This window comes from Bradyrhizobium sp. SPXBL-04 (assembly GCF_051853035.1).
GTDB lineage: Bacteria > Pseudomonadota > Alphaproteobacteria > Rhizobiales > Xanthobacteraceae > Bradyrhizobium > Bradyrhizobium zhanjiangense.
The window spans coordinates 7,978,123-7,995,806 of record NZ_CP182472.1; the positions used below are offsets into that span (position 1 = coordinate 7,978,123).

Sequence of the window (17,684 nt, forward strand, 5' to 3'; positions counted from 1 at the left end):
CCGAACGTGAACGGAACCTACCTGCCGGCTGCTGCCACCATGGTGGCAGCAGCTGTGATATCTTCTGCGAAACGGGCCCCCTGCCAGGCGCGGCTCATGATGTGGCGGGCGAGCGCGTCCGCAGCCTGGATCAGCGAGCGTGCCACCACGCTTGCGAACGCAAATCGGAGATCGACGGCCATGAGATCGAGCGAAACGAGGCGGCTAAACGCCCGGGCCTGCCACATCTGGGCGCGCCACAGCGGGCCAGCGGGGCCGAAATGGGTTGGAACGATCATGGACAAATCCTCTTCAGTCGACGTGTTGTCCCGGTATAGAACTCCCCTGCTGCCAACATCCTGTCAGCAGCCGCGCGCCGCCTTTTGAAAAGACCACGAACAAGAGACCCGTCATGAGACGCGCCGACAGGCTGTTTCAGATCATCCAGGTGCTGAGGCGCACGCGTAAACCGCTGACGGCGGACGCGATCGCGGCCGAGCTCGAGACGTCGAAGCGCACCATCTATCGCGACATCGCAACGCTGATCGGCCAGCGCGTGCCGATCCGCGGCGAAGCCGGCATGGGTTACATCCTGGAGAAGGGATTCGACTTGCCGCCGCTGATGCTGACGCCCGACGAGATCGAGGCGGCGGTGCTGGGCGCGCAATGGGTCGCGGGCCACGCCGATTCCGCGCTGGCGCGCGCCGCCGAGGATTTGATGGCCAAGATCGCCGACACCGTCCCCGAACGCCTGCGTCCCTTCGTGCTGGAGCCGGCGAGCCGGGCGCGGCCGAGCTGGAACAGGGAGCCGGATCGCCTGGACATGGCGCGCACGCGCACCCAGATCCACGAAGGCAAGAAGATCATGCTGCGCTATCGTGATGAGCAGGGCCGCGCCAGCGAGCGCATGATCTGGCCGATCTCGGTCGGCTATCTCGAAGCCGTGCGCCTGCTCGCGGCCTGGTGCGAGCTGCGCAGCGACTTCCGCAGCTTCCGCACCGACCGCGTGGTCGAGGCAACCTATCTCGACGAGAAATATCCGGAGCGGCGCGACGTGCTGCGCGCAAGATGGCGGCAGAGCCTGGTCTGGGGTCCACCAAAGGACACGTGACAACGATGGAACAGACCTCGCCCCTCGACCTGTCGAGCTGTTGCCAGAGTTGCGGCGCCTGCTGCGGCTATTCGGCGAACTGGCCGCGCTTCTCGATCGAGAGCGACGAAGAGCTTGCAGCGATCCCGGAGGCGCTGGTCAACGCGCGTCAATCCGGCATGCGCTGCGAGGGCGATCGCTGCTCGGCGTTAACGGGAGAGATCGGTAAGGCGACGGCGTGCGGCATCTATGCGGTGCGGCCCGAGGTGTGCCGCACCTGCATGCCCGGTGACGCCGAATGCGCGATGGCGCGGCGGAAGTTCGGGCTTGCGGTGATAGAGGCCGCTTAAGCCGGAACGGCTTCGCTGATCTCGTCGTCGAGTTCGTCCTCCAGCGGTGCCAGCACCGACAGTGGCTTGGTCGACAGCGTGATCGGCTTGCGCCCGCCCGACAGCGACGGCGCGGATTTCGCGGCGCCCTCGCGCGACAGCGCGTAGAGCGTCGAACCGACGCGGCCGCCGTTCTCGATCAGGTCGCGCTCGCTGCAGCTGGCGGCGATCGCGACCGCCAGCGAATGCAGATGGCTGCGGCGATAGCAGAACAGCGCCAGCCTGGCGCGCGCGTCAGGGGAAACACTCTCAACCAGCCTCGGCAGGCCACTCGCGCTGGCGCGATACATCTCGCCAAGGAGCTCGTCGCGAACCGGACAGAAATCGCTTTCAAAGGAATCGCGGCTTGAAAACATTGCAGTTCTCCCTCGTGTGGGGAAGATGCAGCGCAATTCTCTAACGAAAGGTTAACCACGCTGCCCGGTAGTGATCCGGGGTGCTTGCGCTCTGGCCGAGAATCGAAAGGCAGAGGAAAGAAGGTTTCCGGTGGCCCTCCTTCGAGACGCCCGCCTTTGGCGGGCCCTCAGGATGAGGTCTTGTCCCGCGGCGAGATCCCAGACCCTCATGGTGAGGAGCGCCGCCGCACGGCGCGCCTCGAACCATGCAAGGCCGAGCAGCCGGTCAAACGTGGCTAGGCTCAGTTCGCCGCCATGAAGATGGACAGGCCGAAGCCGGTAAGGTGATGCAGCGCCTGGTCGACGCCGATCAGGGTCCAGAACCAGGGATGCGCCAGGTCGACACCGAAATTGGCCGAGATGAATCCCTTGGCGCGGTCGATCGTGATGTGGATCGCGAAGTCGATGAACGCCACGAACCAGAATTTCGGCGCCACGATCAGGATCAGCGGCAGCGCAACCGCAAGGTGAACGAGGCAGTGCACCAGAAGCGGCAAGGCCCAGCCGTGCTTCTGGTCCTTGCCATGCGCCATCCAGGCGGTCTGGAGGACGAAATCGGCGATGATGTGCTTGAAGGTGAGCAGCAGCATCCAGCCAATGAGCGCTTCAACCGGAACCGCCGAAGACATGGGTGGAAACGACAACTGACGCCCTCATTGAGGTGACAAGAAAAATTGGAGCGTTCAGCGCAACTTCTTCTTGGACCGGTCAAATCGCCGGGACCTCTGATTTATGACATTTCCCGCGGCGGAATGCAGCCGGGGGAACCGGAAAATCGCCAACTGTGGCTAACTGGTGATAGGATGACCAATCGCCGCGGCGGCGTCGAGTAAGGTTACCTTCGGCTCGAAATTTGCATTCCGTGACCTTCGCGCTATCATCGTCGGCAGAGAATATCGTTCTTTTTTCAGGCGTTTACGAATTGCAGGGCGACCGCTGCGCTTCCCATACTGCCATGCGCCGCCAGCCAAAGATTAAGGCCAGAGTGCTGCCATGAGTACTGAAGGCCCCACCGCATCACAACCCGAGCCGCCGCGGCGCCCCAAGGTGATCAAGACCAACCAGCAGCAGGTCTTCCTCTACGTCGTGCTGACCTTGCTGCTGTCGCTCGCCACCGTCTGGGCCGGCCGCACGCTGGTACACAATTCGGAAACGCTGACCTTTGCCGTCGGCGGCCCCAACAGCGACGAGGCGCTGTTCGCGGCCAAGCTCGCCACTCTCCTCAAGAACAACGCCTCGCGTTTCCGGATCAAGATCGTCAACAATGCGGACAACGCCAAGGCGATCGCACAGTTCGACCGCAGGCAGGCCGACCTCGCCGTGCTGCGCACGGACGCCAAAGTGCCGCTGCGGGCGCGCACGCTTGCGATCCTCGAGCACGATCTCGTGCTCCTGCTCGGTCCCGGCAACAAGAAGATCAAGTCGCTCGCCGAGCTGAAGAAGAAGAAGGTCGCGGTTGTCGCCGAGAACGAATCCTCGCTCGCCTTCGTCCGCAGTATTCTCGACGTCCCCGACGGTCCCGATGCCGCCAAGATCCAGATGGCACCGCAGGGCGCAACCCTCGACAAGCTGTTTGCGCCGGCGAGCGGCTTCGGTGCGGTGATCGCCATCGTCCACGCCTCCAGGGCGGTGCGGGACAAATCCTATGAACAGGTCGCCAAGCGCGGCGGCTTCACGCTCAACGCGATCGACGACGCCAAGACGCTGGCGCGCAAACTCCCGGGCATTTCCGACGAGACGCTGACAGCAGGCACGTTGTCGACGTACCCGCAAATTCCCGACGACGATCTCGACACGATCGGGCTCGAATGGCTCCTGGTCGCACAATCCAGGATGTCCCCGACCACCGCTGGTGAGCTCGCGCGCATCGTCTACGAGAACAAACCCGCGCTCGGGCTCGACAACGGCTTTGCCAGCAGGATAGAGCCGGCCTCCGTCGAGAAGGACGCCTTCGTGATGGCGCATCGGGGTGCCGCCGATTACATCAACGACGACACCAAGTCGTTCATGGATAAATACAGCGACATGATGTATCTGGGCGCCGCCGCGCTCAGCGTCATCGGCTCGATCTTCGCTGCGATCTACGCCAAGATCACGAGGATCGCGCCGGAGAAGGCCAGCGAGCTCTCCACCGCCATCCTCGACATCGGCGAGCGGATCGAGCACGCCCACTCGCTGGATCAGCTCGAATGTCTCCAGGACGAGCTGGAAGGCATCTTGCGTGGGGCCGTCATTGGACTCAGAGACGGTACGATCAGCACCGACGGGCTCGACACCTTCAAGCTCGGCTATGAGTTCGTCCGCGACGAGATCAGCATGCGCCGCGACTACCTGAAACGTCATGCCAGCGAGAATGAAAAGGCCGCCCGCGATACCGGCCCGCCGCAGGACGACAGCAACGTCGTGGTGGTCAAGACCGCCCAGAGCGCCTGATCCGACGGTTTGATGTCCTCAGGTCGGGGCTGCCGGACGTCTCGGCGGTGGATGGACAGTCGGAACCCAGGAACCGACCCCATCCACAACCGTTGGCTCACGGATAGCAGCCGGAGAACGCGCCATGCGTACACTCCTCGTCATCTTCCTGCTGGGAATGCTGGCGGCAGTTGGCTATTTCGCCTATTCCGCCATGGCGGTCGAAGGCGATCCGATCCCGGCGGAAGGCTATTGGGCCCTCGCGCTCGGGGCTGGATTTTCCCTCGTCGTCGGCATTGGCCTGATGGTGCTGCTGTTTTTCAGCAGCCGCCGCGGCTACGACGAGCCACCGCATTTCAGGTAGCCTCAGCCGGGCCGCTTCGCCATGGACCTCACCCGCCGTCCCCTGTTCGACGACGCTGCCGCCCGCGCCCGTCGTTGACGGCCTCGGTCTGGGCGGGCACTTTGGCCCTGAAGTCCCAGCCGGGACCACACGAGCCAGAACCGAGCCGCCTTCCCGCATGTCCAAGCCGCTGATTTCCGCTCTGGCCCAGTTCGCGGCCGCCACGGCTGGCCGCAACATGACCAAGACGGCCTATGTGGCCGTCGGCGTCGGCGTGCTCAGCATGGTGCTGCTGACAGACAACCGGGCCAATGAGGCGCGCGGCTGGGTTAACGGCCTGCTATGGGTCTGCCTCGTCTATTTCGTCTTCGAATGGCTAATTCGGCTGCGCCACATGGCGCGCCAGGGGCGGCTTTCGCTCTATATGTCCTCCTCTGCCGGCATCGTTGACGCGATCGGGGCTCTGGCCGTGCCGCTCGCGCTGGTTCTCGGCGTCGAGCCGAAGACGGCGTGGCTGCTCAGCGTGCTCTGGGTGCTGAAAGTGGTGCCGGGCATCCCGGGCTTGCGGCAGCTCCGCCGCGTGCTGGTGCTGGAATCCGGGCCGCTGGTCAGCGTGCTCGTGATCTTCCTGATGGTGATCTTCCTCGCCTCGGTCGCCGAATATTTCCTGGAGCGGGACGTGCAGCCGCAGACGTTTGGCAGCGTCCCCGCCGCGTTGTGGTGGGCGGTGGTGACCTTGACGACGACGGGCTATGGCGACGTCGTGCCGGTCACGCCGCTTGGACGCTTGGTGGCGGCGCTGGTGATGATCTCCGGCCTCGGCGTGTTCGGGCTGTGGACCGGTATCCTGGCGACCGGCTTTGCCGCGGAGACCCGTCGCGACAATTTCCTCAAGACCTGGGAATCCGTCAGCAAGGTGCCGTTCTTTGCGGCGCTGGGGCCTGCGGCCATCGCCGACGTCACCCATATGCTGCGGACCATGGAGCTGCCGGCGCGCACCTTGGTCATCCGCAAGGGGACGCAGGGCGACTGCATGTATTTCATCGCCGCCGGCGAGGTCGAGGTCGACCTGCCCGGCAAGAAGGTGCAGCTCGGTGAAGGCGCCTTTTTCGGCGAGATGGCGCTGCTCGGCAACAACAAGCGCGGTGCCAACGTCTCGACCACGAAAGTATCGCGGCTTCTGGTGCTCGATCTCGTCGATTTCCGCGTGCTGATGGCGCGGCATCCCGATCTTGCCGAGACCATCGACGCCGAAGCAAAACGGCGCGCGCTCGAGAACAATTAAATGGAGACAAGAATGTCGGACACAGCCGACGCGACCAGCCCCGTACTCGAAATCACCGGCGCACGCGCCACCATCCGCCTCAACAGGCCAAAACATCTCAACCGGCTCCAGGCGGAGGATCTCAGCGACCTGGTCAAGCTGTTCGACCGGATCGAGAGCGATCCGGCCATTCGCGTGCTGGTGCTGACCGGCACCGGGCGCGCCTTCTCCGCGGGCTACGATCTCAATTCGGTGGCGGAGCGCGCCGTCAGCACCCACGAGCAGCAGAGCGCGGGCTCGGCGTTCGAGGTGGTCGTCAACCGTCTCGAGGATTTGGGCGTGCCAACGATCTGCCGGCTCAACGGCGGCGTCTATGGCGGCTCGACCGACCTCGCGCTGGCCTGCGATTTCCGCATCGGCGTCGACACCGCCGAGATGTTCATGCCGGCGGCACGGCTCGGGCTGCATTATTACCCGAGCGGCATCAAACGCTACGTGACACGGCTCGGCGTCGACAATGCGAAAAAGCTGTTCCTCACCGCCGCAAGGATCAGCGCGCCGGAGATGCTGCGCATCGGCTATCTCACTGCCATGGTGCCGGTGGAATTCCTGGACGAGGAGGTCGACAAGCTCGCTGGCGTCCTCGCCGGCAACGCGCCGCAGGCGATGCGCGGCATGAAGCGCGCCATCAACGAGTTCGCCCGCGGCGAGCTCGACGAAGCCGCCGCCGACCAGCGCCACCGCGACAGCATGCGTGGCGACGAGATCAAGGAAGGCATCAAGGCGTTTGCGGAGAAACGGGCACCGCGGTTTTGAGAGACCGGTGAGGGAGCACGAGGGCGCGCTCCACATTCAGCCGTCGTCCCGGACAAGCGCGCCTCAAGCGCGCGCAGATCCGGGACCCATAACCACATTGAGTGGTAAAGGTGGCAAGCTGATAACCCCGAGTCTTCGCCACACCAAATCCTGTGGTTATGGGTCCCGGGTCTGCGCTGACGCTTGCCCGGGACGACAGCGGAGATTGAGGCGCGCTGCCTACCCACCAGCAACCGCGGCATGCTGCGCCGCCATCTCGGCGTCGGCCGCAGTGATGCGTTGGTACGCAGGCCGTGAGGTGATGCGCTCGGCATAGCGGACGAACACGTCCCTCTTCGGCACGATGCCGAACATCATGGTCCAGCTGAACGCGACGCCCCACAACACATCCGCCGCCGTCATGCGCTCGCCGAGCAGATACGGCCCCTTCGACAGCTGCGCCTCGAGCGCGCCCAGCATGGTGTCGTAATCGGCATAGGGCGATTGCGTAATCGGCGCCGGCTCGCGCTGCATGAACTTGTCGATCATGGCCGGCTCGAACGAGGCACCATAATAGGCGATCCAGCGCAGATAAGGACCGCGCAAGGAATCGTTCAGCGCGGGCGCCAGCCCCGCCTGCGGAAACAGGTCGGCGAGATAGATGGTGAGCGCGACCTGCTCGGTCACCAGCGCCTCGCCGTGGCGGACCGCCGGTACCTTGCCGAGCGGGTTGATGGCGAGATAGGCGTCCTTGCGCTGCTCGCCCGCCTTCATGTTGAGGACGTGGAGATCGTAGGGCGCGCCCAACTCCTCCAGCAGCACCCGCGTGCCGGTGGCGCGGCTCTGCGGCGAATAATACAGCGTGATGCGGTTCGGATCGGTCATGGCGGGTCTCCCATCTGCCGTTTGGCGATGGCGCAGCTTGTAACGGACCATACCTGACATCCTGTGTCAGGTATGGTTTAAGGGATCATGCGCGCGAGCCGAATGCTGTCGATCCTCACCACCCTCCAGGCCAGGGGACAGGTCACGGCGCCCGAACTCGCGGAAGCCTGCGAGGTCTCGGTGCGCACGATCTATCGCGACATCGATGCGCTCGCCGCGTCCGGCGTCCCTGTCTACGCCGACCGCGGCGCGGAGGGCGGCTATCGCCTGCTCGACGGCTATCGCGTGCGGCTGAACGGGCTGTCGCAGAGCGAGGCAGGCGCACTGTTCCTGGCGGGTTTGCCGGGCCCGGCCGCGGCGCTCGGGCTGGACGCTGCGATGATCGCCGCGCAGAACAAGCTGATGGCCGCGCTGCCTGCGAATCTGCGCGAGGACGCCGGGCGGATGCAGGAACGTTTTCACCTGGATGCGCCGGGCTGGTTCGGCGAGGCCGAAGACCCAAAGCATCTGCGCACCATCGCCGGCGCGGCGTTGCGCGGGACGCTGATCAAGATCCGATACCAGAGCTGGCGCGCAGAGAAACAGCGCCGCGTCGCCCCGCTCGGCCTCGTGCTGAAGGGCGGCAGCTGGTATCTCGCAGGGCAAGTCGACGGCAATGTGCGCACCTATCGCGTCGCGCGGGTGCTCGACTGCACGGCGCTCGACGATCGCTTCGATCGTCCCGCCGATTTCGATCTCGCGGCTTACTGGCAGGCCGCGACACTTCGTCTCGAGGCCGAGATGCATCCCAATGTCGCGGTCGTCCGGCTGTCGCCATTCGGCGTCAAGCTGCTCGATGCGTTGAGCCAGCCTTACGTCAAGGCACGCACGCAGCTTGAAGAGACCGTCGACGCAGATGGCTGGCGCATCACCAGGATCCCGGTCGGCAAGACGTCATGGCATGCCGCGGCCGAACTGTTGCGGCTGGGCCCCGAGGCCGAAGTGCTGGAGCCCGCCGATCTCCGCGACAAGATGATCGAGCTGACGCAGGCGATGGCCGCGCGCTATCGCGTGGCGCGAAAAGCCTGAAGGCGGCACATTTTGTCGTGGCCCACGAAACAATCCTGAAACACGATTCTCAGCCAACGCGGTGAACGCATTCGCGTCTCGGTCCGACCGAGATGCAGGGACACAACAATGGCCCTGCGCCACATGGAGAATGAAGATGTTTCGTAAGCTTGCACTTGGTCTGATTGCTGCCGGCTCGCTCGGCGTTGCCGCGCTCGCCCCCACCGCCGCCTCGGCCGGCGGCTTCCATCATCACCACTGGGGTCATGGCTGGGGCCCGGGTTGGGGCTTCGGCGGCGTCTATGTCAACACCGGCGTCAGCAACTGCTACCAGGAGCGCCTCGTCCAGACCCGCCACGGCCTGCGCGTCCGCGTCGTGAATGTCTGCGCCTACGGGATCTACTGATATCGCGCCTTCACGACAAAGCTCCGGTCGCACCGCGACCGGAGCTTTGCGTTTAGTTAGCCGCCTTGCTGCTGCCGGCGAAACCAGGCCCAGGTCTCGCGCGTCGTTCTGATGTAGCCGCGGCCGCGATGGACGATCTCACCATCGACGAGCTCGTTCAGCTTCGGCAGCGCATGAAAGGGGATCGAGGGATAGGCGTGATGCTCGACATGATAGGGCATGTTCCACGCAAACCATTTGACGATCGCGCCCGTATAGGTCGTGCGGGTATTCTGGAAGGCGCTGCGGGTGCGGTTGCAGCCGGTATGCTCCGCGTAGAGATACGGCCGCAGGAAGAACTGCCCGATCGCAAGCGGGACGATCCAGACCCAGAGCAGCAGCGCCGAGGAGAGCCACAGCGACAGCGCAAGCAACAGCGCGTAGAGCGCGACATAGGCGCGCGCCTCGGCGACGATGATGGCGCGCTTGCTCTCGGGGATCCAGGGCACGGTGACCTTGCCGCTGACGGCGTGGCCGAGCATGAGCCGCAGACGCCCGGCGACCTGGAGCAGGCCGCTATAGGCGATCGCGAGCTGCGTGTCGGATGTCGGCTTCACGCCGACGATCAGCTCAGGATCCTTGTTCGGATCCTGGGTATAGCGGTGATGATCCCAGTGAAACAGGCAGTAATATTCGTAAGGCAATCCGATGATGAAGGCCGAGAGATAGCCCACAGTGAGATTGAGGCCGCGGCTTTTGAACGCGGTCTTGTGCGCGGTCTCGTGCACGGCCATGAACAGGAACGCCACGAAATAGCCCTGCACCGCCATCAACGGCAGCGCCCAGAGCACGCCATGGCGCGAGACGGTCATCCAGATCAGCGTGCCCATCAGCACGATCGCGCCGTAATGGCCGAGGCTCTGCGCCGCGCCCCGGAGATTGGAGCGGACCGACAATTGGCGCAGCATCGCCGGTGTCAGCGGTTTCAGGCGATGGCCGGGCTCTGAAACGGTTGTGTCAGTCATGACCGAATGCCTGCCTATCTGCTGAGAAGCGCTGCGATCTCGGCCTTGATGAAAGCCTGATCACGCGGATTGCTCACGGGGTTGCCGGCGCGATGGCCGTGCTGCGACGGGATCGGATGCAACACCGCGGATTTTGCGCTGGCCAACCGGCCGAGCTCGTCCTCGTTGTCGCGGACGTCGAAATAGCGATCGGTCGCACCCGGCATCAGCAGCATGTGGGCCTTGATCGCGGCGAGCGCGCGGTCGAAATCGCCATCGAATGCGGCGCAGCGGCTGACGTCGCCACTCTGCCAGATCTCGATTTGCGCCAGGAGGTCATTGGCATCGCGCCGCGCAAAGGCCGCATCCCAACCACGGACGAGATAATCCTCCAGCGAGGTGAAACCGGCTTCGCGCCAAATCTCGTCGCGATAGAAGCCGTGCGACATCGCCCAGCCGGCATAGACGCGTCCCATCGCGCGGTAGCCGGCAGCGGGCTTTTCGACGAAGCGGCCATCGCGGAAGGCGGGATCGGCGGTCAGGGCGGCCTTCACGCCTTCGAGAAAGACATGATTGTAAGGCGCGCAGCGCGCGCTGCCGCAGACGATCGCTGCGCGCTCGACCATATCAGGATGCAGAGCCGCCCAATGATAGGCCTGCATGCCGCCCATCGACCAGCCATAGACCAGCGCGAGCGTCGAGATGCCGAAATGTTCGGTGAGCAGCCGGTGCTGGACCGCGATCGCGTCGTGATAGGTCACCTTCGGGAACGGCCCGGCCGTATTCGACGGCGATGACGACAGGCCGTTGCCGAACAGGTTCGGGATGATGATGAAGTAGCGGGTGGGATCGAGCACGCCGTCGGGCCCGATTAGCCATTCGGTGTCGACGTGCTGCGCGCTGAACGAGGTCGGATAGAGGATGACGTTGTCCCTGGCCGGGCTCAGCGTTCCACAGGTCTTGTAGGCGAGCTTCAGCGCGGGAAAGACGGTGCCGGACTGGAGCGTGACGTCGCCGGCCTCGAATATCTCGTAGTCGCGTTGCGCCGTCATGGACCCAACTCCCGCTCAGGCACTGCAAGGCGCGCGGCGTTTGGCGATGCATCGATCATGCCGAAACCCGCGCTCAATAATGTACTTATAGTACAGTTATTCAGGCGTAGCAAGCGCTCCCGAACCGACATGTGGCTCAGGAGATGGCCGCCAGATAACGCGCGACCGACGCCTCAAACGCGGCCTTGGCACCTGCGGCGATGTTGCGGTCCCACCAGGCACCATAGATGCGATCGAAAGCGAGCGGCTCAACCGCCGCCGCGATCCGCCGCACTGCGGCGGCGTTGAGCGGCGTGTAGTTGGGGTAGGAATACATGAAGCTGACGAAGCGGCGATCCATCGTCACCTGCGCGATATCGCCGGTGAGCAGCGCGCCCGTGCCGTCCGCACCGAGCCGCCAGTGCAGCACGGTGGCGCCGGCGAAATGACCGCCAGTGCGCAGCAAAAGCACGTCGTCGGAGATGCGATGGTGATCGCCAGCCCAGTGCACGATCGATGCATGTGGCCGCGTCACCCATTGGCGATCATCTGCGTGCAGATAGACCGGCACGCCGCCGAACGCCTCGCTCCAGTCGGCAAGCGCACCATAATAATGCGGATGCGAGATTGCGATCGCCTTCAGTCCGCCGAGCGAACGCACATGCGCAATCGCCTCTGGTGTTGCCATCGGTACGCAGTCCCACATCAAGCAGCCCTCGCTGAGCGGCACCAGCAGCGCGCGCTGGCCGATGGCGAAGCTCGGCTCGAGCGAGAGGCCGGTCAGGCCGAGATCGTCGCGCCAGGCGACGCGGTGGCGCTCTGCCAGCGTCTCCCGCGTCAGGAAGATCTGCCCGTTCCAGCCCACATACTGCCGTTCGTCCTCGCAGATCGGACAGGATGCGGGCGGATGTCCGCTGTCCGGAAATTGCGCGCCGCAGGTTTCGCAGGTCCAGAGTGGCATGGCCGTTATCCTGATTGAGACCGTCGCAAGTATGACATGACGTCGCGGGCCCTGCGATCACAAGGACGATCGGAACCAACGCGATGCGTGCAGGTTGGGTTCTGGTCCGCCCGGGCACCTATGGGCCCGCAGTCTCCGCCTCATGCGAGATCTCAGTCGATCGGCAGCATTGCGTTCAGCGTCTCGATGACATCGCGCCCTTCACCTCGTATATGGCCCCTGTTCGCGCTCAACTTCTTCATGGCCGACATGCAGTCGGGCATCGGGCCGTTCGTCGGCGTCTTCCTGCAGGAGCGCGGCTGGGCGAGCGGATTGATCGGCACCGCGATGACGGTCGGCAATGTCGCGGGCATGCTGGTCACGACGCCGATCGGCGGCTTCATCGATTCCAGCCGCAATAAGCGCATGTGGGTCGTCATTCCCGGCATCTGCGTGGTGCTGGCATCTGCAATCATCCTGATCTCGCAAAACTTCTGGGCCGTCACCTTTTCCCAGGTCGCACAATCGCTGGCGAGTGCCGCGATCGTGCCAGCGGTGACCGGCATCACGCTCGGCATCGCCAAGCAGAAGGGCTTCAACGCACTCAATGGCCGCAACCAGGCGTACAATCACGCCGGCAACATGGTCGGCGCCGCGCTGTCGGGCTATCTTGGCTACAGGCTTGGCTATTTTGCCGTTTTCGGGCTGGCGGCCATATTCGGCGCCATCGCGATCGCCTGCGTGCTGATGATCCCCGCCAAGGCGATCGACGATCGCGCCTCGCGCGGCAGCAAGGAGGATGACTCCAAAGCTCCGCCGGATGCGATGACGATGTTGCTCAAGCACAAGCCGCTGCTCGTGCTGGCACTCGCGCTCGCCCTTTTCCATCTCGGCAATGCCGCGATCGTGCCACTCTACGGACTTGCGGCGGTGGCCGACGCCCAGGCCAATGGCCCGAGCTTCGTCGCGACCACTATCGTGATCGCGCAGGGCGTGATGATCGTGACCTCGCTGATCGCGATGAAGGTCGCGAGCAAGCGCAATTACTGGCCAGTGATCCTGATCTCCTTCATGTTCCTGCCCATCCGCGGCGTGCTTGCCTTCTTCGTCACGGGATGGTGGGGCGTCGTACCGATGCAGGTGCTCGACGGCATCGGCACCGGGCTCCAGACGGTTGCCGTCCCCGGCATGGTCGCGCGCTCGCTCAACGGCACCGGCCGCATCAATCTCGGCCAGGGCGCCGTGATCACGGTGCAGGGCGTCGGCGCGAGCCTCAGTCCCGCGCTCGGCGGCTGGATCGCGCAATGGGTCGGCTACGGCCCGACCTTCCTGCTGCTCGGCGGTTTCGGGCTGGTCTCGATGGCGCTGTGGCTGGCCTTCGGGGCGGCGGTGAAGAAATATTGAGTTCTTCCCCCTCTCCTTGCCCTGCACGGGGAGAGGGCCGGGGTGACGGGCCGCGTCCGTGGAAATGGTGCTAGAGGGACTCGCGCAGTTTCCTCCTCCCGTCATTGCGAGCGCAGCGAAGCAATCCAGACTGCCACCGCGGGAAGACTCTGGATTGCTTCGCTGCGCTCGCAATGACGATGTGGATGCCGACTTATTTCAAACCTACGGGAGGGACTCGCGGAGACCTCGCCCGCATCCGCCTTCGCTAAAGCTTCGGCGGGACAGGCGCGGGAGAGGCGAAAAGCGCGTTCACGTTCCAAAATTCTTCTGGATCGCCTTGTCGAGCGTCTCGCCGCCGACGAAGCGCTGACGCAATTCTCGCTTGAGCAGCTTGCCGCTCGGATTCTTCGGCAGGCTATCAACAAAGATGACGCGCTTGGGCACCTTGAAATGCGCCATCTGGCCGGCGCAATGCTTGATGACGGATTCTTCGTCCAGCGTCTCGCCGCTCTTGACCACGATGATCGCGGTCACCGCCTCGATCCAGCGCGGATCGGGCAGGCCGACCACGGCGACCTCGGAGACGGCGGGGATGCGGTAGACCATCTCCTCGACCTCACGACTTGCGACGTTCTCGCCGCCGGTCTTGATCATGTCCTTGACGCGATCGACCACGGTGATGTGGCCTTCGTCGTCGACGGTGGCGAGGTCGCCCGAGTGAAACCAGCCGCCGGAAAATGCCGCCGCGGTCTTCACGGGATCGTTGTAATAGCCGGACAACAGATGCGGCGAGCGGTGCACGATCTCGCCGACCTCACCAACCTTGACGTCCTCCATCGCGGTGTTGACCACGCGCGTCTCGACGTTGAGCACCGGCTTGCCGGCCGAGCCGGCCTTGCGCAGCTGGTCCTCGGGGCGCAGCACGGTCGCGAGCGGAGCGATCTCGGTCTGGCCGTAGAAATTCCAGAATTTGACGTTGGGCAGACGGCGTTGCAGCTCGAGCAGCACCTCCACAGGCATGATCGAAGCGCCATAATAGCCTTTCTGCAAGGTCGACAGATCGGTCTTGTCAAAATTCGGCGAGCGCAGCATCGCGATCCAGATCGTCGGCGGCGCGAAGAACGAGGTGATCCTGTGCGCCTGGATCAACGCCAGGATGTTGTCGGCGGTCGGCTTGCCCGTGATCACGCCGGAAGCGCCGAGATAGATTTGCGGCCCCAGAAAGACGTCGAGCTGGGCGCAGTGATACAGCGGCAATGCGTGCAGGAACTTGTCGTCCACGCTCATGCCACCGTCGATGATGCAGCTGACATACTGCCACATCACGGCTTCATGGGTCAGCATCGCGCCCTTGGGCAGCGACTCCGTGCCGCTGGTGTAGACGATCTGTGCGAGATCACGGCAGTCGACGGACACGTCCGGGAACGAGCCGTCGGCATGCAAGAGATCATCGAAGGTGGTGAGGCCCGAAGATGCCGTGGCGGGATCCTCGCCCGGCAACCAGATCAGCTTCTCGACGGCGCAATCCTTGCCGCTGGCCGCGCGCGCCGGCTCGACGAAATCAGGACCGGTCGCAAGCAGCTTTGCCCCCGAGCTCTTCAGGATGAAATTGATCTCGTCCGGATTGAGCATGAAGTTGATCGGCACCAGCACCGCGCCGATCCGTGCCGCTGCAAAGCGCAGCGCCGCGAAGGCGTGTGAATTGCGCGAGAGCACCGCAAGACGGTCGCCTTTCTTGATGCCGAGGCCGAGCAGGCCGCGGCCGAGCCGGTTGCAGATCGCGTCCATCTCGGCAAAGCTCCAGCTGACATCGCCGCAGCTCACCGCGAGCTTGTTCGGCTCCCGGCTCGCCGAGCGGCGCAGGAGATCGCCGATGGAATGCTCGCGCGCTTTCGAGATGGTGGCTGCGGTGTCGCCGGTCATGTGTTCCTCCAAGGATTATCTTTGTTTGTTGAAGCCGTTTGAATTCCACGGGCGCTACCTGCGCCGGGCCGCCTGCGCGTGCTCCATGTACATGTGCTCGACCGAGCGATCGAGCGAAGCGATTTTTTCGAAGCCGCGGCGCCAGTCCTGCAAGTGCCGGCGCGTCCACAGCACGCCGGCCTCGCGGTCGCGGCGGCGGATCGCGTCGATCAGATGGCGATGCGCGACGACGAGACGCGGCCCGCCTTCGGCCACGCCGGTCACGATCATCTCAGTGGTCGGATAGAACAATTGCGCGGCCGGCTCGCGGGCGAGCTGTAGCACCCGGTTCTGCGAGGCCTTGGCAACCAGCACGTGGAATTCGGCATCGCATTCGGCGAGCATCGCGGGATCACCGACCACGGCCTCGCTGCGCGCGAGATTGTCGGTGAGCTCGGCGATGTTGTCTTCCGTCGCTCGCTCCACTGCGCCTTCGATGCTGGCGACTTCCAGCGTCATCGACGCCTCGTAGAGCTCGCGGAAGGTGACCTCATGCAGGACCAGGGCGCGGCTGAGCCGGCTTGCCAGCTTGCTGTAGCGCGGCAGACAGGCGTGCAGGCGGCGCGAGGAGTCGCGCCGGATCAGCCCGCCCTCCTCCAGCACACGGATGCCCTCGCGAATGGTCGAGCGGTTGACCCCAAACTGGCGGACGAGATCGTGCTCGGTGCCGATGGGATCGCCCGGCTTGATGCGGCCATTGACGATCTCGCGTTCGATGGCGTCGGCGACCTTCTGATAGGCCGGCGCGACATCGATCGGACGAAAGAGCGGCGCGACAGGCAAGACGGCCTCCAATGTCGATTGTCCGACAAACTATATGGCTTCCCCTGGGTGCGTCAAACTACATCATTGAAGCCGCACACGGAGCAAATTGACTCCGCAGGAACCCACCTTTAACTTTGTCGGACAAAGGGACAGGATAGTCCCCCATACAAGAGGAAACGTTATCCATGAGACCTATCACAGCCCTCATGTCTGCGGCCGGCCTGCTGTCGGCTGTGCTGATCTCTCCCACCTCCGCCCAGCAAGCACCGCTCAAGATCGGCGTGCTCTCCGACTTCTCCTCCGTCTATTCCGACATCGGCGGCATTGGGAATGTCGAGGCGACCAAGATGGCGATCGAGGATTTTGGCGGCCAGATGTTCGGCAAGCCGATCGACATGGTCTCGGCCGACGTGCTCAACAAGCCTGACGTTGCCTCCACCATCGCCCGCAAATGGTGGGAGACCGAGGGCGTCGACATGATCATCGACCTGCCGACCTCGGCGACCGCGCTCGCGGTGATGGAGCTGTCGAAGCAGTACGAGAAGATCATGATCGTGACGGACGCGGCCAGCTCCGACATCACCGGAAAATCCTGCTCGCCCTACACCGCGCACTGGACCTACGACACCTACGCCAACGCGCATACCGTCGGCAGCGCCATCGTCAAGAACGGCGGAGATACCTGGTTCTTCCTCACCGCCGACTACCTGTTCGGCCATTCGGTCGAGCGCGACACCAGCGACGTGGTCAAGTCGGCCGGCGGCAAGGTGCTCGGCAGCGTCAAGCATCCGCTCAACACGGCGGACTTCTCGTCATTCCTGCTCCAGGCCCAGGCCTCCAAGGCCAAGATCATCGGGCTCGCCAACGGCGGCGGCGACACCATCAACGCGATCAAGCAGGCCGGCGAGTTCGGCATCGTCGCCGGCGGCCAGAACCTCGCTGCGATCGTGATGTTCATCTCCGACGTGCACAGCCTTGGCCTCAAGCTCGCGCAGGGCTTGATCGTCACCGAAGCCTATTACTGGGACCTCAACGACAAGACCCGCGCCTTCGGCAAGCGCTTCCTGGAGCGCGTCAAGCGCATGCCGACGATGAACCAGGCCGCGACCTACAGCGCCACGCTGCATTACCTCAAGGCCGTGCAGGCCGCGGGCACGAAGGACACCAAGACGGTGATGGCCAAGATGCGCGAGCTGCCGGTGCGTGACGCCTTCACCGACAACGGCGTGCTGCGTGAGGACGGCCGCATGGTGCACAGCATGTACCTGTTCCAGGTGAAGAAGCCCGAGGAATCGAAGGGGCCGTGGGATTACTACAAGCTGCTCGCCGAGGTATCCGCCGACCAGGCGTTCCGGCCGTTGAAAGATGGTGGCTGTCCGCTGGTGAAGTGAGGCGGCACGGCTCACTTGTGGGCCGACGACATCTGTTCAGCTAGGCTTGCCGTCCGCCTGATCAGCCAAGGCGGGCGGGCCGCGGCGACGAGCTGCCCAAAATAGGGACAGGCACACCTCGTTGCCGTCTGATCTGCATCAAGTTGCGATGCAAAAATCGCTGCATGTTGAGCCGGCCCTTCTGCGTGATCAGTGGTGGGGCGTTCGTGTCTCAACATGTG

19 protein-coding genes are annotated in these 17,684 nt (G+C 64.2%); 10 read left to right on the plus strand and 9 right to left on the minus strand.

Annotated features, from left to right (window positions below; translation table 11 throughout):
• Positions 1-17: 17 nt before the first annotated feature.
• Positions 18-278, minus strand: a complete 261-nt coding sequence (locus tag ACNJX8_RS38010) for a hypothetical protein (RefSeq protein WP_439358788.1) — start codon at positions 276-278, stop codon at positions 18-20.
• Between the two features lie 113 nt (positions 279-391).
• On the opposite strand from ACNJX8_RS38010, the gene ACNJX8_RS38015 reads away from it, so the two are divergent.
• Both ACNJX8_RS38015 and ACNJX8_RS38020 read left to right on the plus strand, forming a co-directional pair.
• A complete protein-coding gene (locus tag ACNJX8_RS38015) occupies positions 392-1,090 on the plus strand; it encodes a helix-turn-helix transcriptional regulator (protein ID WP_091890491.1) in 699 nt (232 codons plus the stop codon).
• Positions 1,091-1,095: 5 nt separating this feature from the next.
• Complete coding sequence (locus tag ACNJX8_RS38020) at positions 1,096-1,419, plus strand: YkgJ family cysteine cluster protein (protein WP_164940004.1); 324 nt, start codon at positions 1,096-1,098, stop codon at positions 1,417-1,419.
• Here the strand turns inward: ACNJX8_RS38020 and ACNJX8_RS38025 are convergent.
• Positions 1,416-1,814: a hypothetical protein gene (locus tag ACNJX8_RS38025; protein ID WP_164935148.1), complete on the minus strand. Its 399-nt coding sequence runs from the start codon at positions 1,812-1,814 to the stop codon at positions 1,416-1,418. The two genes, ACNJX8_RS38020 and ACNJX8_RS38025, sit on opposite strands and share 4 nt — an antisense overlap.
• Before the next feature lie 281 nt (positions 1,815-2,095).
• Positions 2,096-2,443 (minus strand): DUF3307 domain-containing protein, encoded by a 348-nt coding sequence (locus tag ACNJX8_RS38030; protein WP_176945729.1) that lies wholly within the window; start codon positions 2,441-2,443, stop codon positions 2,096-2,098.
• A 403-nt stretch (positions 2,444-2,846) separates the two neighbouring features.
• On the opposite strand from ACNJX8_RS38030, the gene ACNJX8_RS38035 reads away from it, so the two are divergent.
• The 4 genes from ACNJX8_RS38035 (at position 2,847) to ACNJX8_RS38050 (ending at position 6,688) form a co-directional block, all read left to right on the plus strand.
• On the plus strand, positions 2,847-4,286 hold the full coding sequence (locus ACNJX8_RS38035) for a TAXI family TRAP transporter solute-binding subunit (RefSeq protein ID WP_439358789.1): 1,440 nt from the start codon (positions 2,847-2,849) through the stop codon (positions 4,284-4,286).
• Positions 4,287-4,410: 124 nt separating this feature from the next.
• On the plus strand, positions 4,411-4,629 hold the full coding sequence (locus ACNJX8_RS38040; protein ID WP_439358790.1) for a hypothetical protein: 219 nt from the start codon (positions 4,411-4,413) through the stop codon (positions 4,627-4,629).
• A gap of 157 nt (positions 4,630-4,786) precedes the next feature.
• On the plus strand, positions 4,787-5,893 hold the full coding sequence (locus ACNJX8_RS38045) for a cyclic nucleotide-gated ion channel (RefSeq protein ID WP_439358791.1): 1,107 nt from the start codon (positions 4,787-4,789) through the stop codon (positions 5,891-5,893).
• A 12-nt stretch (positions 5,894-5,905) separates the two neighbouring features.
• Complete coding sequence (locus tag ACNJX8_RS38050; RefSeq protein ID WP_439358792.1) at positions 5,906-6,688, plus strand: enoyl-CoA hydratase/isomerase family protein; 783 nt, start codon at positions 5,906-5,908, stop codon at positions 6,686-6,688.
• 219 nt (positions 6,689-6,907) lie between these two features.
• Here ACNJX8_RS38050 and ACNJX8_RS38055 read toward each other — a convergent pair whose 3' ends face one another.
• Complete coding sequence (locus tag ACNJX8_RS38055; RefSeq protein ID WP_439358793.1) at positions 6,908-7,552, minus strand: glutathione S-transferase family protein; 645 nt, start codon at positions 7,550-7,552, stop codon at positions 6,908-6,910.
• Between the two features lie 87 nt (positions 7,553-7,639).
• Between ACNJX8_RS38055 and ACNJX8_RS38060 the strand changes: the two genes are divergently transcribed.
• Positions 7,640-8,620: a helix-turn-helix transcriptional regulator gene (locus tag ACNJX8_RS38060; RefSeq protein WP_439358794.1), complete on the plus strand. Its 981-nt coding sequence runs from the start codon at positions 7,640-7,642 to the stop codon at positions 8,618-8,620.
• A 136-nt stretch (positions 8,621-8,756) separates the two neighbouring features.
• On the plus strand, positions 8,757-9,005 hold the full coding sequence (locus ACNJX8_RS38065) for a hypothetical protein (protein WP_128936708.1): 249 nt from the start codon (positions 8,757-8,759) through the stop codon (positions 9,003-9,005).
• A 56-nt stretch (positions 9,006-9,061) separates the two neighbouring features.
• Here the strand turns inward: ACNJX8_RS38065 and ACNJX8_RS38070 are convergent, their stop codons facing one another.
• The 3 genes from ACNJX8_RS38070 to ACNJX8_RS38080 all read right to left on the minus strand — a co-directional run bounded on the left by ACNJX8_RS38070 (position 9,062) and on the right by ACNJX8_RS38080 (position 11,980).
• The gene (locus tag ACNJX8_RS38070) at positions 9,062-10,009 is read right to left on the minus strand and encodes a fatty acid desaturase (RefSeq protein WP_439358795.1); all 948 of its coding nucleotides are present in this window, start codon (positions 10,007-10,009) and stop codon (positions 9,062-9,064) included.
• A gap of 14 nt (positions 10,010-10,023) precedes the next feature.
• A complete protein-coding gene (locus tag ACNJX8_RS38075; protein ID WP_439358796.1) occupies positions 10,024-11,040 on the minus strand; it encodes an alpha/beta fold hydrolase in 1,017 nt (338 codons plus the stop codon).
• A gap of 136 nt (positions 11,041-11,176) precedes the next feature.
• Entirely contained in the window at positions 11,177-11,980 is an 804-nt protein-coding gene (locus tag ACNJX8_RS38080; RefSeq protein WP_439358797.1) for an MBL fold metallo-hydrolase, read from the minus strand.
• A 186-nt stretch (positions 11,981-12,166) separates the two neighbouring features.
• Between ACNJX8_RS38080 and ACNJX8_RS38085 the strand changes: the two genes are divergently transcribed.
• Complete coding sequence (locus ACNJX8_RS38085) at positions 12,167-13,363, plus strand: MFS transporter (RefSeq protein WP_439358798.1); 1,197 nt, start codon at positions 12,167-12,169, stop codon at positions 13,361-13,363.
• A gap of 291 nt (positions 13,364-13,654) precedes the next feature.
• On the opposite strand, the gene ACNJX8_RS38090 is transcribed toward ACNJX8_RS38085, so the two are convergent.
• The gene (locus tag ACNJX8_RS38090; protein ID WP_439358799.1) at positions 13,655-15,268 is read right to left on the minus strand and encodes an acyl-CoA synthetase; all 1,614 of its coding nucleotides are present in this window, start codon (positions 15,266-15,268) and stop codon (positions 13,655-13,657) included.
• A 54-nt stretch (positions 15,269-15,322) separates the two neighbouring features.
• Positions 15,323-16,090, minus strand: coding sequence for a FadR/GntR family transcriptional regulator (locus tag ACNJX8_RS38095; protein ID WP_439358800.1), 768 nt, complete (start codon positions 16,088-16,090; stop codon positions 15,323-15,325).
• Positions 16,091-16,257: 167 nt separating this feature from the next.
• Between ACNJX8_RS38095 and ACNJX8_RS38100 the strand changes: the two genes are divergently transcribed.
• Positions 16,258-17,463: an ABC transporter substrate-binding protein gene (locus ACNJX8_RS38100; RefSeq protein WP_439358801.1), complete on the plus strand. Its 1,206-nt coding sequence runs from the start codon at positions 16,258-16,260 to the stop codon at positions 17,461-17,463.
• Positions 17,464-17,684: the final 221 nt, after the last annotated feature.